The 21,974-nt window shown below is 57.8% G+C and carries 24 protein-coding genes; 10 read left to right on the top strand and 14 right to left on the bottom strand.

What is annotated here, in order from left to right:
* Positions 1–99: 99 nt before the first annotated feature.
* The 4 genes from COA55_RS13775 to COA55_RS13760 form a co-directional block, all read right to left on the bottom strand.
* The gene (locus tag COA55_RS13775) at positions 100–501 is read right to left on the bottom strand and encodes a hypothetical protein (protein ID WP_290502618.1); all 402 of its coding nucleotides are present in this window, start codon (positions 499–501) and stop codon (positions 100–102) included.
* Positions 502–605: 104 nt separating this feature from the next.
* On the bottom strand, positions 606–971 hold the full coding sequence (locus tag COA55_RS13770; RefSeq protein ID WP_062810731.1) for a cupin domain-containing protein: 366 nt from the start codon (positions 969–971) through the stop codon (positions 606–608).
* Positions 972–1,234: 263 nt separating this feature from the next.
* A complete protein-coding gene (locus tag COA55_RS13765) occupies positions 1,235–1,960 on the bottom strand; it encodes an alpha/beta fold hydrolase (RefSeq protein WP_231880686.1) in 726 nt (241 codons plus the stop codon).
* Between the two features lie 4 nt (positions 1,961–1,964).
* On the bottom strand, positions 1,965–3,092 hold the full coding sequence (locus tag COA55_RS13760) for an aminotransferase class V-fold PLP-dependent enzyme (protein ID WP_290502617.1): 1,128 nt from the start codon (positions 3,090–3,092) through the stop codon (positions 1,965–1,967).
* Positions 3,093–3,376: 284 nt separating this feature from the next.
* Between COA55_RS13760 and rsxA the strand changes: the two genes are divergently transcribed.
* The 6 genes from rsxA (at position 3,377) to COA55_RS13730 (ending at position 10,548) form a co-directional block, all read left to right on the top strand.
* Positions 3,377–3,961, top strand: a complete 585-nt coding sequence (rsxA, locus tag COA55_RS13755; protein WP_007150071.1) for an electron transport complex subunit RsxA — start codon at positions 3,377–3,379, stop codon at positions 3,959–3,961.
* 139 nt (positions 3,962–4,100) lie between these two features.
* Positions 4,101–4,685: an electron transport complex subunit RsxB gene (gene rsxB / locus COA55_RS13750; protein WP_290502616.1), complete on the top strand. Its 585-nt coding sequence runs from the start codon at positions 4,101–4,103 to the stop codon at positions 4,683–4,685.
* Between the two features lie 82 nt (positions 4,686–4,767).
* The gene (rsxC, locus tag COA55_RS13745; protein WP_290502615.1) at positions 4,768–7,725 is read left to right on the top strand and encodes an electron transport complex subunit RsxC; all 2,958 of its coding nucleotides are present in this window, start codon (positions 4,768–4,770) and stop codon (positions 7,723–7,725) included.
* Positions 7,726–7,903: 178 nt separating this feature from the next.
* Positions 7,904–8,932 (top strand): electron transport complex subunit RsxD, encoded by a 1,029-nt coding sequence (gene rsxD, locus COA55_RS13740; protein WP_290502614.1) that lies wholly within the window; start codon positions 7,904–7,906, stop codon positions 8,930–8,932.
* Complete coding sequence (gene rsxG / locus COA55_RS13735) at positions 8,932–9,579, top strand: electron transport complex subunit RsxG (RefSeq protein ID WP_290502613.1); 648 nt, start codon at positions 8,932–8,934, stop codon at positions 9,577–9,579. Before rsxD ends, rsxG begins: the two co-directional genes overlap by 1 nt.
* Before the next feature lie 258 nt (positions 9,580–9,837).
* Positions 9,838–10,548 carry an electron transport complex subunit E gene (locus COA55_RS13730; protein ID WP_290502612.1) on the top strand — a complete coding sequence of 237 codons (711 nt, stop codon included), beginning with the start codon at positions 9,838–9,840 and terminating at the stop codon, positions 10,546–10,548.
* Between the two features lie 41 nt (positions 10,549–10,589).
* On the opposite strand, the gene COA55_RS13725 is transcribed toward COA55_RS13730, so the two are convergent.
* Entirely contained in the window at positions 10,590–11,054 is a 465-nt protein-coding gene (locus COA55_RS13725) for a hypothetical protein (protein WP_290502611.1), read from the bottom strand.
* A 265-nt stretch (positions 11,055–11,319) separates the two neighbouring features.
* Between COA55_RS13725 and COA55_RS13720 the strand changes: the two genes are divergently transcribed.
* Positions 11,320–11,850 carry a glycine zipper 2TM domain-containing protein gene (locus COA55_RS13720; protein WP_290502610.1) on the top strand — a complete coding sequence of 177 codons (531 nt, stop codon included), beginning with the start codon at positions 11,320–11,322 and terminating at the stop codon, positions 11,848–11,850.
* A 134-nt stretch (positions 11,851–11,984) separates the two neighbouring features.
* Here the strand turns inward: COA55_RS13720 and gltS are convergent, their stop codons facing one another.
* Positions 11,985–13,169: a sodium/glutamate symporter gene (gene gltS / locus COA55_RS13715; protein WP_290502609.1), complete on the bottom strand. Its 1,185-nt coding sequence runs from the start codon at positions 13,167–13,169 to the stop codon at positions 11,985–11,987.
* A gap of 117 nt (positions 13,170–13,286) precedes the next feature.
* On the opposite strand from gltS, the gene nth reads away from it, so the two are divergent.
* Positions 13,287–13,925 carry an endonuclease III gene (gene nth / locus COA55_RS13710; RefSeq protein WP_290502608.1) on the top strand — a complete coding sequence of 213 codons (639 nt, stop codon included), beginning with the start codon at positions 13,287–13,289 and terminating at the stop codon, positions 13,923–13,925.
* A gap of 59 nt (positions 13,926–13,984) precedes the next feature.
* The gene (locus tag COA55_RS13705) at positions 13,985–14,428 is read left to right on the top strand and encodes a DUF3617 domain-containing protein (RefSeq protein ID WP_290502607.1); all 444 of its coding nucleotides are present in this window, start codon (positions 13,985–13,987) and stop codon (positions 14,426–14,428) included.
* 108 nt (positions 14,429–14,536) lie between these two features.
* Here the strand turns inward: COA55_RS13705 and COA55_RS13700 are convergent, their stop codons facing one another.
* Together COA55_RS13700 and COA55_RS13695 are read right to left on the bottom strand one after the other, a co-directional pair.
* Complete coding sequence (locus COA55_RS13700) at positions 14,537–15,286, bottom strand: dienelactone hydrolase family protein (protein WP_290502606.1); 750 nt, start codon at positions 15,284–15,286, stop codon at positions 14,537–14,539.
* 233 nt (positions 15,287–15,519) lie between these two features.
* Positions 15,520–16,140: a YigZ family protein gene (locus COA55_RS13695; RefSeq protein ID WP_290502605.1), complete on the bottom strand. Its 621-nt coding sequence runs from the start codon at positions 16,138–16,140 to the stop codon at positions 15,520–15,522.
* A 28-nt stretch (positions 16,141–16,168) separates the two neighbouring features.
* Between COA55_RS13695 and COA55_RS13690 the strand changes: the two genes are divergently transcribed.
* Positions 16,169–16,474, top strand: coding sequence for a hypothetical protein (locus COA55_RS13690; protein WP_290502604.1), 306 nt, complete (start codon positions 16,169–16,171; stop codon positions 16,472–16,474).
* Here COA55_RS13690 and COA55_RS13685 read toward each other — a convergent pair.
* The 6 genes from COA55_RS13685 to mazG form a co-directional block, all read right to left on the bottom strand.
* Complete coding sequence (locus tag COA55_RS13685; protein WP_290502603.1) at positions 16,468–17,595, bottom strand: HlyD family secretion protein; 1,128 nt, start codon at positions 17,593–17,595, stop codon at positions 16,468–16,470. The genes COA55_RS13690 and COA55_RS13685 overlap by 7 nt on opposite strands.
* Positions 17,595–17,966, bottom strand: a complete 372-nt coding sequence (locus COA55_RS16955) for a DUF3302 domain-containing protein (protein WP_363970663.1) — start codon at positions 17,964–17,966, stop codon at positions 17,595–17,597. Before COA55_RS16955 ends, COA55_RS13685 begins: the two co-directional genes overlap by 1 nt.
* Before the next feature lie 72 nt (positions 17,967–18,038).
* Entirely contained in the window at positions 18,039–18,854 is an 816-nt protein-coding gene (locus COA55_RS13675) for a YbaY family lipoprotein (RefSeq protein WP_290502602.1), read from the bottom strand.
* 162 nt (positions 18,855–19,016) lie between these two features.
* Positions 19,017–19,445, bottom strand: a complete 429-nt coding sequence (locus COA55_RS13670; RefSeq protein WP_290502601.1) for an organic hydroperoxide resistance protein — start codon at positions 19,443–19,445, stop codon at positions 19,017–19,019.
* Between the two features lie 321 nt (positions 19,446–19,766).
* Positions 19,767–20,786, bottom strand: coding sequence for a porin (locus tag COA55_RS13665; RefSeq protein WP_290502600.1), 1,020 nt, complete (start codon positions 20,784–20,786; stop codon positions 19,767–19,769).
* Positions 20,787–20,963: 177 nt separating this feature from the next.
* On the bottom strand, positions 20,964–21,746 hold the full coding sequence (mazG, locus tag COA55_RS13660) for a nucleoside triphosphate pyrophosphohydrolase (protein WP_290502599.1): 783 nt from the start codon (positions 21,744–21,746) through the stop codon (positions 20,964–20,966).
* Positions 21,747–21,974: the final 228 nt, after the last annotated feature.

The following is a 21,974-nucleotide window of genomic DNA, read 5'->3' as shown; positions in this document are numbered from 1 at the left end:
TTTCTCCTTTATGCATAACGCCCGCAGCAACCGCGGCTTTGTAATGGAGCCGCAGGCGGAATGGAGAAGCCGTCGGATTGCCTGCAATTGTTATGTGCATCACGAGCCACTGATACAAGTCACCCCATACCTGTAAATTACAGTGCTGATAAAGCCGAGAACTGCAATAGCTGTAGCAACACCCCATTTCCAATGAACTTTACAAAAATACTTTAACGGATGCTTTAGCTTGTATCCCTCAGTAAATCCCTTGGCGGTCAGGTAAAAACTGGATTCACTTTTCTCCATCAATCCTCGCGCTTCCAGTTCTTTGAAGTATTGCGTGCACAAGTATTTCTTTGTGCTACCGCTTCTTTCTATGAATAGTTCGTTGTCTGGCTCATATGTAATTGGGAAGGGATACTCCGTGAGCTTATGAAAGCTGTACCCATTACGATCTATGTACCTCGCGTAGATCATGGTCAGAAATACTTTAATAGATTTTTCCGTCATCAGATGCATTGGTAATTCCTATGACCTATGCGAGCACATAACGCCCGGCGCAGCGGACAAATTGGAGCGACGAAGGAGCGGAAATTTGGTCCGCCTGGCGCCGCTTGTTAGCTTTAAACCCAAATATCGTTCTCTGCGGTAAGAGTGCCACCAGATTCACCCGTGTTCACAACACCTTTAGGCTCTACAAGCAAAACCTGAACAAGGCCTTTGGCGAAAGGTTTATGCTCAACCCCCTTTGGGATCACATACATCTCTCCGGGGTTTAACGTTACCGCCCCATCACGAAATTCAATCACAAGTTCACCCTCAATCACGATAAACACCTCATCGGTATCAGGGTGATCATGCCAGACAAACTCCCCCTCGCCTTTCGCAAGCTTGAACTGGTAGTCATTCATTTCAGCTATTACGCGAGGGGACCAGAGCTCATCGAAAAGAGCCAGCTTATTTTTTATATTGATCGGATCGTACTTCATGCTTCCCTTCAAGCTAACAGGTATTAGGAAGCCGGCTCGAATATCCAATGAACGCGCCGGCTTCATATCACATTTATAAAATTTGCATATTGTAAGATAAAAGCAGAAAAGTCAGTACGTTACAAACCAGCTTGTCAGGGCATGATTCGATATGTTGCCTTCTCCATTCCCCGAAACGAATAACACTGCTCAAAAAAGCAGCATCGCTAAAAGCGAAAGGAGCCTATGTCTAAGGAGCCCACAGCCCCGCAGGCTTCGTGCATTCACGGATAATCAAACCGCCCTTCCGCCAGGAATATCTTTACCTGCGCAATCACCTCTCCGTTACGCATCATGAACGGATGCGTCACCGGCAGCACCAGATGGTCCTGCATGCCTTCGACTTTGGTTCTTTCTACGGTGACCTTGCCATCGTTAGGTCCGGGTAGTTGCGTGGAGAGCAGGAAATTGATGGTCTGATTGCCGGCGATGATACCGACCGGGAAATCCACCGGGCCGAGCTGGTTGGGGAGGCTGTCCGGGCCGGTGCCCATCTGGCTGCCGGCAGGGCCGTTGAACCATTGGAATGGCGCCCAGGCACCCAGGCGGTCCACCACTTCGCTGCCCTGATTGGGCGGGCCGAGCATGACGGTTCGGCCAAGGCGGGGAATGGTGTGTTCGCTGAGGTACTGGCGCAGCAGAATGCCACCCATAGAGTGGGTAACGAAATGGATGCTGCCTTCGTCGGGGCATTGCGCTAAAGCAGCGGGAAGGGTTTGCGCCGCGAGGGTTTGAATAGGGTGTTTGGTAGAGGGGTACCCCTGGTTCACCACCGTATAACCGGTTTTCTCCAGGGCCGTTTCCATTTTCTTCATGGCGTGGGCGGTTCTGGCCAGGCCATGCAGCAGCACAACGCATTGCGGTTCTTCCATGTTTTCCTCCGCCTGTGCTGCGGTCCAGGCCAGCAGGCACGCCAGCAACAACGCCAGCGCCCCTGCCCTGCCCGTCACGGATCTAGCCAAGCTGATCCAGCGCAGTCTTGAGGCGGGCCACCGCCGCATCCACATCACCGAGCTTGTCCAGGCCGAACAGGCCCACACGGAAGGTCTTGAAGTCCGCCGGTTCGTCACACATGAGCGGCACACCGCCGGCGGTCTGCAAGCCTTGCGCGATAAATGCCGCACCGCTTTTGATGCCATCGTCACCGGTGTAGGACACCACCACACCCGGGGCTTCAAAGCCCGGTGCGGCGACGCTGGCAAAACCGTGTTCGGCCATCAGGGCGCGTACCGCCTTGCCCAGCTGCCACTGTTCGGCTTTAACGGTCTCCAGGCCGCGCTCCACGGTTTCCATCATGGTGTCGCGGAAACCGGTGAGTGCATCGGTGGGCATGGTGGCGTGGTAGGCGTGGCCACCGTTTTCATAGGCGATCATGATGTCGCGCCATTTGCGCAGGTCGCAGGCGAAGCTGCTGCTGGTGGTTTCGTGCAGGCGCTTTTCTGCGGCCTCGCTGAGCATGATCAGGGCGCTGCAGGGCGAGCTGCTCCAGCCTTTTTGTGGCGCACTGATCAGCACGTCGACGCCGCAAGCCTGCATGTCCACCCAGATGGTGCCGGAGGCAATGCAGTCGAGGACGAACAGGCCGCCCACGCTATGCACAGCCTCGGCCACCTGCTTGATGTAGTCATCGGGCAGGATGATGCCGGAGGCCGTTTCCACGTGGGGGGCGAACACCATGGCCGGTTTTTCCGCCTTGATGGCAGCGACCACGTCTTCAATGGGCGCAGGTGCGAACGCGGCCTGGGGCTGGTCGTTAACCGGGGAGGCTTTCAGTACGGTTTCTTTTGAGGGGATCTTGCCCATCTCGAAAATCTGGCTCCAGCGAAAGCTGAAAAAACCGTTACGGATTACGAGACAGGACTGATCGGTGGCGAACTGACGGGCCACTGCTTCCATGCCATAGCTGCCGCCACCGGGCACCACCGCCACGGAATGCGCGTTATAGACCTGCTTCAGGGTCGACGAGATATCCCGCATCACTTGCTGGAAACGCTGTGACATATGGTTCAGGGAACGGTCGGTGAAAACCACGGAGTATTCGAGCAGACCGTCACGGTCAAAATCGCGGGGTAAAGCGGGCACGGGTCTCTCCCAATCAGCCAGGTTACGGGTACGGGGTTTTTCGTCTGTCTTGGATACTGGATTGACCGGCCCACCGCAACCGTTTGCCCGCCTTCAACCGCAAAATAGTGGCAAAAGCCGGCTCAACTGTTCAAAAGACGGCCAATGACCTGTACTCCCTTGTCTATTAAGCTTATTCGCTATCATTCTTGAGCGTATAAAGGCGCTGCCTCATACTATGCGCCCTTGACGCCATGTAAACATGGCGTCTACTCCTATTTTTCGGCAAGCGAGCCTGCGATCACATGACTGAGTACGTCCTGATTCTGATCAGCGCTGTGCTGGTAAACAATTTCGTGCTGGTGCAGTTCCTCGGGCTGTGCCCATTCATGGGGGTGTCCAACAAAGTGGAAACCGCCATGGGCATGTCCCTGGCCACCACTTTTGTGCTGACGCTGTCCTCCGTGCTTGCCTACCTGACCTGGGCCTACATTCTGGTGCCCTTTGAGCTGGAATACCTGCGCACCATCAGCTTTATTCTGGTAATTGCGGTGGCCGTGCAGTTCACGGAAATGTTCGTGAAAAAAGCCAGCCCGCTGCTTTACCGGGTGCTGGGGGTATTCCTGCCGTTGATCACTTCCAACTGTGCGGTGCTGGGCGTGGCCCTGCTGAATGTGCGCCAGGAAGACGCCACCTTTATGTCTTCGCTGACCTACGGTTTCGGTGCGGCGCTGGGCTTTTCCCTGGTGCTGATCCTGTTTGCCGCCATGCGCGAACGCATTGCCGTGGCCGATGTACCCGAAGCGTTTCGCGGCCCCAGCATCGGCCTGATTACCGCTGGCCTCATGTCTCTGGCATTCATGGGCTTTTCCGGGTTGATCAAGTTATGAATGTACGCAAGACGCCTGATGCCCGACGCCTGACAGGGGCGCGGTGCCTCACGATAATCGCCAACCCCGTGCTGCTACGCACTGTTTTCCCGCGTCCGGCATCTGGCATTCGGCGTCCAGCGGCACATGGAGTGTACTCATGACCGCTGTGTTAATTGCTGTGGCAGCGTTGTTGGCTTTGGCGGCGGTGTTCGGTGCCGTGCTCGGGTTTGCCTCGGAAAAATTCAAGGTGGAAGGCGACCCCATTGTCGAGCAGATCGATTCGCTGCTGCCGCAAACCCAATGCGGCCAGTGTGGCCACCCGGGCTGCCGCCCCTACGCGGAAGCCATTGCGGAAGGTGAAGACCACAACCGCTGCCCGCCAGGTGGCCAGGACACCGTGGTGGCGCTGTCCGAATTGCTCGGCCGTGAAGAACTGACGCTGGATAATGAAGGCGCAGAAGACGCCAACGTGGCCAAGGTCGCCTACATCCGCGAAGACGAGTGCATTGGCTGCACAAAGTGCATCCAGGCCTGCCCGGTGGATGCCATCGTCGGCGCCGCCAAGTTGATGCACACCGTCATCGTTGATGAATGCACCGGCTGCGATCTCTGCGTAGAACCCTGCCCGGTGGACTGTATCGACATGCTGGAAGTGAAGCCGACCTTGCAAACCTGGGGCTGGCACCGCCCGGCGGGTATCGGTGAGCGCCCGGACAGCCGTATTGAGGTGGTGAATTTATGAGACGTTTCACGCCACACGCATCACGCCGGACGCTTGTGCCTTGCCAGCCTGAAACGCTTGGGCATGGTATGAGGTTATTGCCATGAGCCAGCCACAGAGCAGCAAACCCCGGAAACCACTCTCTGTTTTCGCGCGTCTGGCGTCCGGCATCCGGCGTCCGGCGAAGATTCACGACTTCCACGGTGGCATTCACCCGCCGGAAATGAAGCATCTGTCCAACGGCACCCCTATCGTGCCCGGCCCGCTGCCGCAACAGCTGGTGCTACCGCTAAACATGCACATCGGCGCGCCGGCCAAGCCGTTGGTGGCGCCCGGTGACAAGGTCCTCAAGGGGCAGATGATTGCCGAACCCATCGGTGCCGTCAGTGCAGCTATCCATGCGCCCACCTCTGGCACGGTCAGCGCCATTGGCCCGCGCCCCATCCAGCACCCATCAGGCATGGATGCGGTGTGTATCGTCATCGACACGGATGGCGAGGACCAGTGGGTTGAGCATCAGGGCATTGCCGACTACACCGACAAAAGCCCGGCCGAGCTGGTCGACCTGATCCGCCACGCAGGCATTGCCGGCATGGGTGGCGCGGGTTTCCCCACCAGCATCAAGGTGAACCTGGGCGACCATCAGCGCGTGGAACAGTTGCTGATCAATGCCGTGGAATGTGAGCCCTACATCACCGCCGATGACCGCCTGATGCGCGAGCGTGCCGAGCAAATCGTTACCGGCATTCATATTCTCCAGTACCTGCTCAACCCCCGCCGCACGCTGATCGGTATCGAGGACAACAAGCCCGAGGCCATTTCCGCGATCAAGCGGGCCTGCAAAGGCTGCGATATTGAAGTGCGCGTGGTGCCCACCAAATACCCCTCCGGGGGTGAGAAACAGCTGATCCAATTGCTCACCGGCAAGGAAGTGGCCAGCGGCCAATTGCCCGCCCAGGTGGGCGTGGTCTGCCAGAACGTGGGCACCGCCTATGCCATCAAGCGGGCCGTATGCGATGGCGAGCCACTGGTTTCAAGGGTCACCACGCTTACCGGTGATGGCGTCAGCCAGCCCGGTAACTACGAGGTGCTGCTGGGCACCCCGGTGCGTGACTTACTTGCCCACGGCAATCTTGCCGGCCTGGACATCGGCCGGCTGGTCATGGGTGGGCCAATGATGGGCTTCACCCTGCACAACCCGGGCGTGCCCGTGGTGAAAACCACCAACTGCATCATCGCCGCCAGCCCGGAAGAGCTGCCGGAACCGCCGCCAGAACAACCCTGCATACGCTGCGGCTCCTGCGCGGAAGTGTGCCCGGCCAACCTGCTGCCCCAGCAACTGTACTGGCACGCCAAGAACGACGATCTGGAAAAGGCCCAGCACCACAACCTGATGGACTGCATCGAATGCGGTGCCTGTGCATACGTGTGCCCCAGCCATATTCCGCTGGTGCAGTATTATCGCTACGCCAAAGGCGAAGTACGCCAGCAGGCGGCGGACCAGGTAAAAGCCGACAAGGCCCGCCAGCGCTTCGAAGCGCGCCAGGCCCGCATTGAACAGGAACAGGCGGAAAAAGAAGCCCGCCGACAGGCGCGCCTGGAAGCCAACCGCAAGAAGAAGGAAGCCGGCCCGGCAGCGGCCAGTACTGTTGATGTGGCCGCGCTGAAGCAAGCCTCACTGGACGCCTCCAAAGCCTACAAGGCGGCGGTGAAAGCGGCCAAGACCGCCGAGGCGGAAGGCGCCGATAATCTGGCTGAACTGAAAGCCGAGGCGGACCGCCTGAAAGCCTTGGCCGACAAGGCCAAAGCGGCTGTACGTGACGCCAAAGATGGCGCCCCCGTTGCGGCCGCTCCCGCAGAAGATACGGTGGCCAAGCTCAAGAAGCAGGTTGGCGATGCCTCCAGCGCCTACAAGGCGGCAGTGAAAGCCGCCAAGGCCGCCGAGGCGGAAGGCGCTGACAATGTGGCCGAATTGAAAGCCCAGGCGGACACACTGAAAGCCAGCGCGGATGCGCTCAAGGCGGAACTGCGCGAGGCCAAGGCGAATGCGCCTGCGGCTACTGCTCCGGTTGCTCAAACAGACCCGGTGGCCGAGTTGAAGAAACAGGTGGGCGATGCGTCCTCCGCGTACAAGTCCGCCGTGAAGGCAGCCAAGCAAGCGGAAGAAGAAGGCGCAGACAATGCCGCCGAGCTACGTGCTGAAGCGGACAAACTGAAGGCCGCCGCCGATCAATTGAAAATGGAACTACGTGACGCCAAGGCCAACGCCCCGGCTGCGCCCCCTCCCTCGGCACCAGCTCCTACAACGATCGAGCAACCCGATCCGGTGGCGGCGTTGAAGAAGCAGGTTGGTGATGCGTCGATGGCCTACAAGGCGGCGGTGAAAGCCGCAAAGCAAGCCGACGAAGAAGGCGCCGACAACGCGACAGACTTGCACAGCAAAGCCGGTGAACTGAAAGCCATCGCGGATCAGCTAAAGGCAGAGCTGCGCGACGCCAAGGCCGCTGCACCGCCGACGCCGAAAGCAGCGCCGGCAGCAACCGCCACCACGGATAGCCCCGCCGTGCCGGAAGAGCAGGCGCCGCAGTCCCTGGCTGAAGTCGACCCGGAGCAGGCCGCCAAGCGCCAAAAACGACTCAAGGGCCTGAAAACCGCCTACAACATGGCGCACAAGCAGTACAAGGAAGCCCACGCCGCCTACGAGCGGGCCGAGCGCAACGAAACCGCCAGCGCCGACGAACTCCAGGCCATGCAGGTGAAGATCGACAAGCTCAAGGCCAAGGCAGACAACGCCCGCGATGCACTGGATGCCCTGGTCGAAGAAGCCAAGGCCGACATCCGCGCTCACACCGGCAAGGATTTGAAAACCCTGAAGCTGGAAGCCGCCCGCGCAGAAAGCGCCCTGGCCGACAAGCAGCAGGAGCTGGAACAGCAACGCAGCAGCGCTTCGGAAGACACTCTGGAAGCCCTTAGCTCGGAACTCCAGGCCCTGGAAAGCGAAACCCAGATTGCCCGCAAGGCGCTCAAGCAGGCGGTAGAAGAACAAGGATTGGCAGAATGAATATAAGCCTGACGCCTGACGCTAGACGCCTGAAGCGCGCCCTCTCCCCCGTAGGAGCTTGCTTGCAAGCGAATGTCGCCAATACACAGCTCTGTCGGTTCGTTTGCAAGCAAGCGCCTACAGCGGTGCTCGGTCTGGCCTCGAGCGTCCGGCCCCAGGCGGCACACGGAGTGTGCTTATGAGCCTGATTACGTCCACCTCACCCCATGCCACGGTGAAAAACAACACCGGTGCCTTCATGCGCCAGGTGATCTACGCCACGCTACCCGGCCTTGCCGTCCTCACCTGGCAGTTCGGCTGGGGTTCGGTGATCAATGTGCTGTGGGCGGTCATCGTTGCGCTGGTCAGCGAGGCGCTGTTCCTGAAAGCCCGAGGGCGCAACATCGCCTTCTACCTGAAAGACTACAGCGCCGTGGTCACCGCCGTTCTGCTCGGGCTCGCCCTGCCGCCCACCGCCCCCTGGTGGCTGACCCTGATCGGGGTGAGCTTTGCCATTATCGTGGCCAAGCAACTCTATGGTGGGCTGGGCATGAACCCCTTCAACCCGGCCATGGTCGGCTATGTGCTGCTGCTGATTTCCTTCCCGGTGGCCATGACACAGTGGCTGGCGCCCGGTGAGCCACTATCATTTGTGCAAAGCTGGCAGCTGTTCACCGGGCAGCTTCCGGTGGATGGCCTTAGCGGCGCCACCCCCCTGGACACCTTCCGCACGGCCCACAGTGCCGGGGCCGCCAGTGAAGGCGAACTGGCCAGCCACAGCATTCTGCATGGCCAGTTTGCCGGGCTGGGCTGGGAATGGGTCAATCTGGCGTTTCTGCTGGGCGGCCTGTACCTGATCAGCCGCAAGATCATCACCTGGCACATCCCCGTCGGCTTTCTCGCCGGCCTGGGTTTGCCCGCCCTGCTGGCCTGGTTGATTGATCCTGTCCGTTTTGCGGATCCGCTCTTCCAGCTGTTTTCCGGCGGCGCCATGCTCGGCGCGTTCTTTATTGCCACCGACCCGGTCAGCGCCGCCACCAGCCGCATGGGCCGCCTTATTTATGCCTTGCTGATCGGCCTGCTGATCTGGGTAATTCGTACCTTTGGCGGCTACCCGGACGCGGTGGCGTTTTCAGTATTGCTGTTGAACCTGTCTGCGCCCTTCATTGATTACTACACCCAGCCGCGAACCTACGGGCACAAGTCATCCAAGCGAGGTGTCAGCTGATGATGCGTTATGCCATCACCAAGAACGCGGTCATCCTCGGGTTGTTTGCCATCGGCACCGCCGCCACCCTGGCCATTACCAACGAAGCCACGCTGGATCAGGTCCGTTGCAATAAGCAACAAGCACTGATGACATCACTGAACCAGGTCATGCCCCACGACCAACACGACAACGATTTGCTCACCGACCGTATTACCGTGAGCGACCCACTACTGGGCCGCAACGAGCATCACCTCTATCGGGCCCGCCTTAATGGCGAGGACAACGGCGCCGTGCTGGAAGCCACCGCTCCGGACGGTTACGGTGGCGCCATTGCCTTGATTGTCGGCGTGGATACTCAAGGGGAGATACAGGGCGTGCGTGTGGTTCCGCCACACAATGAAACCCCGGGCCTGGGCGACAGTATCGAAACCAAAAAATCCGACTGGATTCTGGGTTTCAACGGCCATTCTCTGGGCAACCCTGCCACGTCCGGCTGGGCCGTGAAAAAAGACGGCGGCGACTTCGACAGCTTTACCGGTGCCACCATTACCCCCCGCGCCGTTGTCGGTGCGGTGCACCGCGCCCTGCAATATTTCGACGCCAACCAGAATAATCTCTTCAGTGCCCCTGCGGACACCACCCCGGTGGAGACCTGTGATGAGTGACATTAATTATAAAAAAATCGGGTGCCAGCTCACGGTAGGATTTACGCATTCAGCGTCAAGCTGGGCTTGTAGAGCAAGGCATTTTGGCGCAGGCATAGCGGGCCTATTCCAAGCCGAAATAACACCGCTCTGCGAGCCCAGCTTGGCGCCCTCCGGGTCACTCCCAAAGCGCCCCACTGCTTCGTTGTTTCCTTTCGTCATAAGCCCACTATGCCATCAAGAAAACGCCTTACATTGGACCGCTTTGGGAGTGACTGAATGAGTAAATCCTACCGTGAGCTGGCACTGGACGGCCTGTGGAATAACAACCCCGCCACCGTACAGATTCTTGGCCTGTGCCCTTTGCTGGCGGTCACCGGTTCCGTGGTCAACGCCATGGGCCTGGGCCTGGCGACCCTGGTAGTGCTGATGGGCTCCAACGCCTGTGTCTCGCTGATTCGCAATTACGTCACTGATGCGGTGCGTCTGCCCGCCTTCGTGATGATTATCGCCGCCATGGTGACGGTGATCGAAATGCTGATGCAGGCCTACACATTCGAGCTGTACGAAATCCTCGGCATCTTCATTCCGTTGATCGTGACCAACTGCGCCGTGCTCGGCCGCGCCGATGCCTTTGCCAGCAAGAATGCCATCCTGCCCTCCATGGTGGACGGTTTCATGATGGGCCTGGGTTTCCTGGTAATTCTCTTGATTCTCGGTGGCATGCGTGAACTGGTTGGCCAGGGCACGCTGTTCACCAACATGCAGCTGCTGTTCGGCCCCATGGCGGCCCACTGGGAGCTCACTGTCATCGACAACTACGGCGGCTTCCTGCTGGCCATCCTGCCCCCCGGCGCCTTCCTGGGCCTGGGCCTGATCATCGCCGGCAAGAACGTCATCGACAAACATCTCAAGGAAGCCCGGAAGCGCAACGCCAGCGACGAACCCAAAGTCAGCCGCCGGGTGCGCACCACCGGGAAAGTCAGCTAACCGCGCCTACGGCAATCGTTTTCGCGGCTCGAGCGCCGCTCCTACAGCACCAACGCTGCCACCAATAGCGCCACTGCCACCAACCCGTGTGGCAGAAACACGTGGCGCCAGCGCAAGATGCGCAACAGCTCTTTCATGCCGCCGGCGCGGCGGCTGCGCTCCCAGCTATCCGCGCTCTGGAAGGGGGCGATTCCGTCCACTTCACCACGAAAATGCGCTTCGATTTTTTCGATACGCGCATAATGCGCAGACTGAAAGGCCTTCCAGTGGCCTTCCACCAACCAGAACAGCAAACTTCCCACTACCCCGACCCACAGCAGCGCCGGGCGGTCAAAAAACGCCCCTGACCCCGCCAGAATTCCGGCCAGCGTCACACTCCAGGCCTTGATGGTCAGCGACTTCTGATCAAACGAATCAATCAAGCTGGTGAGGTGTAAATATTCTGCCTGCAACTGCGCATCCAGTTGCGCAGCGGCGGCGGTTTTTGTCCCCACGCTCTGTTCCATACGTCCCCCTGTACGCACCTTGTGACGGTGAATAATCATGAATCGTGGCGGTAAAATAACCCAGTGGAAGCACTGCACCGTGCGCCAGGATTGTTCCCGTTCCTGGCACTGCAAACCGCTGCACAGGCGGACAATAGCATAACGCTGCGGTGATTTTTTACCTGCCTTTTACCTTCACACTCTTTTGCAATTGAACCCCCTTTCACGGCGAACTCTCTGTGCCAGACTGGCTCTAACAGGGAAATAACGGAATAAGGAGTCAGCCATGAAAAGCGCAGCAGTTGCCGCCCTGAGTGTCGTGGGTGCCGTGGCCGTCGCAGGTGTGGGTTATGGAGCCTATCAGGCAGTAACCCCACAACAATCAGGCTATGCCAAAGTGGTCGATGTGGAACCTATTGTGAGGACCTGGCAGGAACCACGTGAGGTGTGTCAGCAGGTTAATGTTGAGCGCAAAAAACCCGTCAAAGACCAACACCGGGTCACCGGTAGCGTGGTCGGTGCGGTTATCGGTGGCGTGGTTGGTCATCAGTTTGGTGGTGGTAGCGGTAAGGATGCCGCAACAGCCGGCGGTGCGATTGCCGGTGGTGTCGCCGGTAACCAGATCCAGAAAGGCATGCAGGAAAAAAACACCTACACCACCACGGAACAACGCTGTAACACGGTGATGGAAGACAAAAGCCGCACCGAAGGCTATGACGTGACCTACACCTTCAATGACAGCGAGGAAACGATTCGCATGGACAAAAAACCCGGCGAGCGCCTGCGCATCGAAGACGGTGACGTGGTAGTTCAGTAACCGGAAGCAAGTTTCGAGGAGCGAGGAGCGAAAGGCCAAACCGGTTTGCTCTTCGAAACTCGTTCCTCGTCACTCGCTTGAGTTCTTTCTACCGTCGCGCACGCAGTTCATAGCAAACAACGTTCGCATTGCCCCTAGCCCGATAGCACAGACACGAACGTCTGGATAATCGTGGCATTGGCAATATCCACGATAAAGCCCCCCACCACCGGCACGATAATGAACGCCAACGGCGACGGCCCATGGTGCTGTGTTACCGCCTGAATATTCGCCACTGCCGTTGGCGTTGCGCCCATGGCAAAACCGCAATGGCCCGCACACAACACTGCCGAATCATAGTTGCGCCCCATCAAACGGAAAGTTACAAAGGTAATAAACGCCAACGCCAACAGCACCTGCCCAACCAGCATGGCCAACATGGGCAACGCCAGATCCACCAGCTGCAGTAACTGCAAACTCATCAGCGTAATCGCCAGAAAGATCCCCAGCGCCGTATTCCCCACCACATCGATGGTGGCGTCGTTAACGCGCCACAAGCGGCGCGCGGTATTGCCCAGCAGGATGCACACGAACAGCACCCATACGAAGGTCGGCAGGCGGAACACGGAAGCAAACTCTTCTGCTGCCACCTTGCCCACCACAACGCCCACGGAAAGCAGCATCAAAATACGGATCACGCTGCCCGCCGAAATCGGGTGTGGCCGTTCAGCCTTGTCGTAAGCCGCATCATCGTCTGCGGCCCCGTGGGCCGGTGCGGCAATGCGATAGCGGCGAATCAGGAACATGGCCAACGGACCACCCAGCAGGGCACCGAAAACCAGACCAAAGGTGGCGGATGCCGCCGCCAGCTCGGACACACCGGTGAGCCCAAAATCCTTCTCGAATACACTGGCCCAGGCCGCTCCGGTTCCATGCCCCCCGGTCATGGTGACCGAACCGCCAATCAGCCCATAGTAGGGTTCAAGCCCCATTAACTTGGCCATACCAACCCCGGCCAAATCCTGCAAGGCAACCAGCACAATCACCAGCACCGCAAACAGCAACATGGCCCAGCCACCCTGCTTGAGCAGGCGGAAATCGGCGGCCAAGCCGACGGCCCCGAAGAAAAACAGCATGGAGGGCACCTTCATGCTTTCATCGAACGTCAGGGAAACACCACCGATTTGCAGCGCCGTCACGATGATGGTGGCCAGCAAGCCACCCACCACCGGTTCCGGCATATTCAGCCGGGAAAGGATGGAAATCCGGTGCACCAGCCACTGACCTGTGCCCAGTACCAACAGGGCAATCATCAGGGTTTCCATGGCGGAAAACTGCATCTAACTCTCCTTCTTTGGCCCCTCTCTGGGAGCCTGACATGCCATCGCATTAAGGGAGCATCCCCTCACACCCGGCGCTTCATCCGCTATACTGCCTCGCGAACACAGGAAGATGCTATGAATCGCGAAAAACGTACCGAAATTTTTTCCCGTCTGCGCGCCCAGAACCCGCACCCGACCACTGAACTGGAATACCAGTCGGATTTTGAGCTGCTGGTTGCCGTGGTGCTCTCGGCCCAGGCCACGGATGTGGGGGTGAATAAAGCCACCGCACGCCTGTATCCGGTCGCCAATACGCCAGAGGCTATCTTTGCGCTGGGCGTCGACGGGCTTAAAGAGTACATCAAGACCATCGGCCTGTTTAACTCCAAGGCCGAAAACATCATCCAGTTGTGCCGTATTTTGATCGAACAACACGACAGCCAGGTCCCGCGCACCCGTGAGGAGCTGGAAGCGCTACCCGGCGTGGGGCGGAAAACCGCCAATGTGGTGCTCAATACCGCCTATGGCTACCCCACCATGGCAGTGGATACCCACATCTTTCGGGTATCCAACCGCACCCGCATTGCCCCGGGAAAAAACGTACTGGAGGTCGAAAAACGGCTGGTACGACTGGTGCCGGAGGAATTTCTGCGCGATGCTCATCACTGGCTGATTCTGCATGGCCGCTATGTCTGCATGGCCCGCAAGCCCAAATGCGGTGATTGCCTGATCGCGGATCTGTGCGAATTTCCCCCCAGCCAGCGCCCCGCCTGAACCGGCGCTGGCCCGAGCTCGGGGATCAGCCTTAACCTGTACTCGCGAAGGGAATCGTTATGAATACTGCTACCCGATTTGGCCTGTGCTTGCTGACTGCCCTCCCCCTGAGCCTTGCCTCGCTGGCAACCCAGGCCAATGAACTCACCCCCGGGCTCTGGGAGATCACCGCCAAACTGAATTCACCTGCAGTCCCCGATGCCATGCGCAACCAGGTTCGCAAGGAATGCCTGACCCAGTCCCAGGCCGCGAACCCGGAAATCGCCATGCGCGATAGCTGGAAACAGGAAGGCTGCGGGGCTGGCGAAGTGAATCGCAGCGGTAATACCCTGCACTGGAGCACCAGCTGCACAATGCCCGGAAGCAACACCCCCACCAAAATTCGCGGCGAAATGGTGCTGCACAATCCCAAGCACTACAGCACCAGTATCACGGTCACCGGCAACAAACAGTCCATGACCACCCACAGCGAAGCGAAATGGCTCGGTGCCTGCGATAAGTAAGGGCTCGTCGCGGTATTGAGGAGCTGGGAGCTGAAGTCGCCTGATGCCGAATGCCTGACGCCCGACCAAACAAAACCGGCCGGGCAAGAGGAACTTTTGGAGTAGGCATCATGCCTCAGGCGTAGCCGTCAGCTCACCGCTGAAGACTTTCTCGAAGAACGCCAGCACACGTTGCCAGCTGTCCTCTGAGGCGCCTGCGTCGAATTTTGATCGTAGCGGCGGCAAGGGGCCCAGCTTCTTGAACGTGAAGGTCTGGTGGTCATTCATGAAGGAATGGCCCACATCGTCATAACTGCGGATATCGTGGGGCACGCCGAGGGTTTCCATATGGCTCGCCAAACGCTCGCCATGGTCACCGTAGAGCATATCCTGCTTGCCCCAGCCTCCTACGGCAGGACAAATGCCGCGCAATGTCTCGGCCTTTTTGGGAATTCCGCCATAAAACGGCGCAACCACTTGCACCGGAGCCTGGCTGGCATACAGCACAGCGAAGCGCCCACCCATACAAAACCCCATCACCCCCACCTGGGTCACCGGCTCTTCGCTTTGTGCCAGCAACCATTCACGACAGGCTTCCAGCTGGACAAACGCAGGGCCTTTGCCCGTTTCGTGGGCCTTCAGGGTCTTCACCACACATAACGCCTTGCTGCCGGGCAAATCATAAAGATCCGGCACCAACACCGGGTAGCCGTTATCTGCCAGGCGCTGGGCGATACGCTCAATATCGTCGGTATAACCAAAAATATCGTGGATGGCGATCACCGCCGCCTTGTGGGGTTGGTGGCTGTCGGGGCGCAGCCAGCGGGCGCGCATTACATGCCCGTCGGGCAAGGCAATCCCTACCGGTTGGTTTGTCATGGAACGTCCTTTCTGTCCGGATACATATCCCACAGCGTAGCGGGAAATCCACCGAAAAAAAGCCGGGCCGTACGAATTGTCCCAATCAGCCCCGGCGAGGATAACGCCGCTGGCCGCGCGACAACAATGTGCGGCGCAAAGCCCAAACTCGCAGGCAATGTCCGGGGCGGATCAACGGCAGCTTTATTTCTTCATGGTTGCACGCTTTTTCCGGGCGGCAGAAGACCAGGCCTTTAACTTGTCACGGCGATCTGTTCCGCCGCACATAAGGCAAGCAGGTCCTCCTGGTCTTTTACCTGGCAGGTCACCGCGATGTGGACCTGCTGCCCATACGTCACCTCTGCCACCTGTGCCGAGTGCTGCTCGATCCAAAAACGGATCCGCTGTTCCAGAGCAAACGGCACCGCCAGCCTTAACGTCACCTGGGGGGCATGCTCCACCCGTTCTACCGCTGACAGCACCGCTTCCGCCGCGGCGGCATAAGCGCGGACCAATCCCCCTGCCCCCAGCTTTACCCCGCCGAAATAGCGTATCACCACCACCAGCACGTCACTCATGCCCTTGTGCTGGATGACGTTAAAAATGGGCTTTCCCGCCGTACCGGAAGGCTCGCCATCGTCATTCATTGCGGCCTGGGCCGAGGCAGGACGGCCCAGCAAATAGGCGTAACAATGATGGGAAGCATCGGGGTAGCGCCGACGGGCCTCATCAACAATCGCCATGGCGTCTTCACGGTGGGCAACCGGTCTCAGCCAGGTAATAAAGCGGCTTTTATTAATGATGATTTCGCGGTCAATCGGCGATGCGGGGACAGGGTAACCGTCGATGGGCAGCCTCCGGGACAGATAGGACACAGGACCTTATGGTAAGGTAATTGCCTCTGTGACCGAACCGTTCATTACCATGTCCACTCCCCCACACAATCAATCAGACAATCGACCGGACAGCCTGCGCCGCCGCCAACAATTAGCCATTTTCATGGCCCTGCTGGTCAGCGGTGTGGTGTTCGGCCCACTGGCCCTCGCACTCTACAACGATGGCAGCTTATTCTTTCTGGTTCTCAGTTTGCTGCTTTGGTTAGGAGTGGGCCGGTTTATCTACCACTTGCTTGCCCCCGCAACGCAAACGGGCGACCCAAAGGCCGCCCGCGCTGAAGCATCAGAGGACCGTGACGACCCGCGTCAGTGATCCAGATAGAGGTAATGCTGCCAGCTCATCATTCTCAGCAGAATTTGACGCATCACCGCCACATGATGAACATGATCTGAATAAACCGCAGCCTGCGCACTGACCCCCAGTGGAAGTGAATCCACCGCATCGCTTTTCTCGATTTCAATCACCGTCAGTGTTTCATTGTCCATACGCTGAAAGGCTTCCCCGCCAACAAGCTGTTGCCCTGCCGCCAGCTGGGATTCGGCAATAGTGGGTAGCACTTCTATCAGTTTGGCACGAAAGACTTGCCCCGGCAGGGAGGTAAACGTCAGCTCCGCCTCATACCCGGGTTTCAATCGCAACAGGGATTGCTGTCGAAACGCCGCTACAAAACGGCGCTCCTGATCACTGACGAAGTTGGCCAGTGGTTTCAGGGGCAGAGGCACGGCCATCATCCCCGGCAACACCGCCAATTGCGTGACAAAGCCATCAGTCGGCGCCCTGATAATGGTGTTCTCCAGGTTGAACCGGGCCTCTTCCAGCTGCGCTTTAACCGCAGCCACGGAAGGATCATCACCATCCACTTCTCCGCTCAGTTCCGTCTCAGCTTTGGCCAGCGCTGCTTTCGTCGCATCAAGATCGGCATTGGTGGCAACGACACGTTCACGCTGGGTATCGATCTGTTGCTTACTGAATGCGGATAGCGCGCCCTCGTAGCGCCGCAGAGTACGCACAGCCTGGTCCCGTTTTGCGGTTGCCTGGGCAACGTTGGCCCGGGCCTGCGCCACTGCCGCCACATTCCCCTGAGCCAGTTGCCCCATATCTGCCAATTGCGCTTCCAGCTGCGCCACCCTGGCTTCAAAGCGCGTACTGTCCAGCACCACCAGCGGCTCGCCCTGCTTCACCCGGGTGTTGGCTTTCACCGGAACCTCAAGCACCCGTGCACGCACCTCAGAGACAAGTGGTGTCACCACATACACCTGGCGGACCTTGTTGGTGAACGGGTGGTTATAATTCATCAACAGCACCAGCCCGCCCACCAGTATAATCCCACCCAATACAGCTGTGGGGACCGTCCACTTGGTCAGCGGAACCTTGAATACCTTGAAGATGAAAATACAAATAGCGGCATAGGTCAGCAGTAACAGGGTTTCCATTAGAGACTGCCCTCCCCGTTCTGGAGGCTCTTCTCTGCCAATGTCTGCTCCAGCAGGGTTAGCCGCTCGGCCTGAGCATCCAGTTTTTCCTGGAGGGCGGAAATACGCGACTCATCAGTCGCTTGTTGTTGCTTGACCTCCTGAAAGCCCCAGCCACGCTCAGGCCGATACAGGGTGGCCCAGATCCACAGGAACGGCCACAGCACATGTAACGTAAACAAGCTCACCCAACCGGCGACATGGATCGCGTCCTGATGTGGATGGTTACGACTTTTCGAAATTTCGTATGGGATATCGTGAATAGCGATGATGCCGTAAAACAGCACCAGCCCTACAAAAACCAGCAGGCCAAGGGCCACGTAACTCAACATTCTGGCCATCCTTTTTTCGTTATGAACGCAGCCCCTCCCGGCCACCCATGTTAATGCTAGCAGAAATCCGGGTTATAGATCCTGGCCACAGCCGCTGTACAAGGTACTGTTGCGGGTCACTTTCACCTGATAGGGAAAGGCTTCGCCGCTCATCACGTCTTCACAGCCCTGCTCGCTGATTTCCACTTTCAGGGAACCGGCCTCGGTGCTCGCCATATAAATGGTTTCCGTCCCTTCGGTCTTGGCGCCCGGGTTCGGGGTCGTCATGCTGTTGTTGCCGTAGTCCCACACAAAGACCAACCGCTTCTCCGGGTAAACCGCCAGGTGCCAGCCGGGCTCGTTACCGACCGCCCAGAAGCTGGCCCCGCCTGCTTTGGCTTGCGCCTTCCCGGTGACGGGTTGGGCCGGCGCCTCGTTTGCAACACGTTCCAGCATGACTGTCATATTCTGGTTCGCTTCCTTGTCGCCAAGTGTCACCGTGTGCCGCTGGGTCGTCGTCCAGAGTAAACGCCCATTACCATCACGAATCTCGGCACGCACTGCATATGCCATCGGATGGTCGTTATCGGCGAAGGACTTGTCATAGCGCAACGCGAAAGGCACCGGCACATTTCCCGGGTTATCAATATGTTGTTCCGCGATCATTCTTGCCGGGACATCCATCCGGGATACATCTGCCAACGTTACCGTTACGGTTGCTTCCGGCGGCATTGCCATTCGCTCGCGATACATCACCTTCCCGGCGAGCACTCGCTGCTGGGCATTTTCCTGTTTCGCTCGATCATCCGGCAAAACCGGGGCATCCGGTTCTGGCTGATCACAACCGACAAGGGCCAAAACAGCCCCCAGCATTAATGAAGGAAAAATAGCATGGGTCCTGGTTGTCATGAGCGCGTCCTCTCGTTAGGGAATATCATCAGACTCAGCGACAAAAGACCGGTTCTGCCGCATCTCACACCAGTAAAACCAAGAGAGCACAAAAAAGCAGCCCTCCGGCTGCTTCTTTTTACGCTTTATTGAAAACGCCGCCGCGAGGCAGGCGTGTTTCAGCTAGACCGTCACCACCAGTTCCACGTCGATGTTACCGCGAGTGGCATTGGAGTACGGGCAAACCTGATGCGCGTTTTCCACCAGGGTTTGCGCTTCACTTTGCTCCAGGCCAGGAATATGAACGTTCAGCGTCGCCTGAATCCCGAAGCCACCACCCAGCGGGCCAATACCGATTTGCCCGGTAATTGCCGTCTCGTCCGGCAATGCGACCTTGGACTTGCCGGCAACCAGCTTCAAGGCGCCGAGAAAACAGGCGGAATACCCCGCCGCAAACAACTGTTCCGGGTTTGTGCCTTCGCCACCTGAACCGCCCAACGCCTTCGGCGTGGCAAGTTTCACACTCAACTGGCCATCATCGCTGGTGGCTTTGCCATCTCGACCACCGGTCGCTGTGGCCGTCGCTTCGTAAAGTACTTTTTCCAAGCTCATCATCGTCTCCTCTGGTTTAAATTGCGCTATTAAATAGCGCACTATTTAATTGCAAGCTTCCCAAAAAATCATCATTCAGAGGAAACGCCTACAGCGGCGTTGGAGCAGATTTTTCCTGTTTGTGTGGTTTTCTCGTTTGGCGTTCGACGTTGAGCATCATGCAAAGTGCGAGAGGTTCGCGGCAATCCTGTTAAAAGACTAGAACGTATTTTTCACTCTAATCCGCGATGAACTCAAAAAAAGCCCGCCAAAAGGCGGGCAACTGTTACTTGCGTCGAGGAAAGTCTGCTCAGGCAGTCAGTGCTGCCTGAGCTTTTTTATTTAGAACTTGTGTTCCATACCGATACCGAAGATGGTTTCTTCAGTGTCAGCCACGTCGAACTCAAGCTGTGTTCCGTAAGCGTAGACTTTGCTGGCTTTGGCCAGCTTGTAGTCTGCACCCAGGCTTATCTGAGTGGCTTCTTCGTCGGATACGTCAGCTTCGGTCATGCCGTACTGGGCTTTCAGCTTCACGCGATCGATCTTGAAAGCACCGCTCAGGATGTAGGAGGTTTCTTCGCCCTTGTCCATGCCGGCGGCAGATTCAGCCTCTTCTGCCACCTGGAACAATGCGCCCAGTTCCAGGTTGCCGGGCTTCAGACCCAGCGCAGCACGGGTGATGTTGATGGTCGGGCTGTTACCGGTTTCATCGGTGATCAGCTCGTCGGTCATGTCTGCATCGTGAGAGATGGCACCGTAGAACATGTCTTTTTCAGCAACCAGAGACACGGAGATAGTGTCCGCCAGGCCGGTTTCCGGATCGCCGTCGCCGTCGATGTCGTTGTTTTCTGCCGGAATGAATGCAGCGTTCAGGGTTACAAGGTCACCCAGAGCAGGCGTGCTGTACTGGATGATGTTGGAAACCCGGTTTTCGCCGGACAGGACGTTCTTGATATCACCGCCGATATCGTTGAACTGGTCGATCTTACCCTGGGCTTTCTTGGTGGGGGTATCGAATTTACCCGCCTTCAGGGTACCGAAGCCGCCTTTCAAACCACCGTAGATGTTACGCTGGGTGAAGGTCTGGCCGCCTTTGTCGCCGTCGTCTACGCTGATTTCGAATTCAGCCTGGTAGATGGCTTTCAGGCCAGCCACGTCCAGATCGAAATCACCTTTAACGCCCAGGCGGGAAGCGTTGCTGTTCAGCTCCCAAGCGTCTTCACTGGAGTTTACGCCATCGTCAAACTCAGCGTTTTCCAGAGAAACGTTAACTTTACCGTAAACAGTCGGGCCATCGGCCAGGGCCAGGCCAGGCATGGCTACGGCAGCCCCCACAGCGATCGCAAGCAAATTCTTCTTCATTCCAACACTCCTTCAATCAGGCAATATTTTGTATGCAAAGTAACAGCGTGACTGAAACCCCAACCAAGCGAGGTAACGTTTACTGCTTGGTGGCGCAGTATGGGGAGAGTGGATGACTGAAAAGTTTCTCTTATGTGAAGTTTTTATTTCACAGGAACAAGGCGGGGGTAAGAGGGGTCAATCTGCAGATTTTTTCGCTTGCTGCCAGGCGGTTTCCAGCGCGTTTTCATCCAATGATTTCAGAGGGTTAGATTGTTCTCGTTCCATGGTACGAAAACGCCGTTCGAACTTGTTGGAGGCCCGACGCAAGGCCTGCTCCGGATCGATTTTCAGGTGGCGGGAGAGGTTTACAAGGGTAAAAAGCACGTCTCCGAACTCATCTTCGATGGCATCTTTATGACCGTTTGAGAGTGCCTCGTCCAGCTCCGCCAGCTCCCGGTCAACCTGTTTGCGTACGGGTTCCGGTGCGTGCCAGTCAAAGCCAACCTTGGCGGCTTTCTTCTGAATCTTGCCGGCCCGCTGCAGCGCAGGCAGGCCCTCCGGCACACCATCAAGGGCACTGGAATGTTCACGCCCCTTGCGGGCGCGTTCCTGTTGCTTGATCTGTTCCCAGTTAGCCTTTACCGCCTGCTCATCACCCGCTTCAGTATCCGCAAAGACATGCGGGTGGCGCCGTACCATCTTGTCACACAGCACCTGAACCACTTCATTGAAATCAAACAGCCCCTGCTCTCGCGCCATTTGCGAATGGAAAACCACTTGCAGCAACAGGTCGCCCAACTCTTCCTTCAATTCCGGATAGTCCCGCTGGGCAATCGCCTCGGCAACCTCGAAGGCTTCCTCAATGGTATAGGGGACGATGGAGTCGAAGTCCTGCTTGATATCCCACGGGCAGCCATTTTCCGGGTCGCGCAGGCGGGACATGATGGAGAGGAGGGAGTCGATGGGAGTAGTAGACATGCTTTCCCCTGCTGATAGTGGCATGGCTTGCGAATCATGCAGAACCGGAATGAATAATGAATAATGAATAACGAAAGGCAAAATCCTTGGCGCGGGCATGCCCTTCTGTTTTCGTTATTAACTATTCATTATTAATTAGGGTCTTAGGAAGCAAATCACTCAATTGGACGCTCCCTGAGCAGTTTCAGCAGCCGCTTGTAGATATCCTCTCGGCGGTTGTTGAACCTG

The sequence above is a fragment of the Alcanivorax sp. genome (assembly GCF_002733835.1).
Lineage (GTDB): Bacteria > Pseudomonadota > Gammaproteobacteria > Pseudomonadales > Alcanivoracaceae > Alcanivorax.
This window is presented reverse-complemented; position numbering and strand designations above follow the sequence as displayed.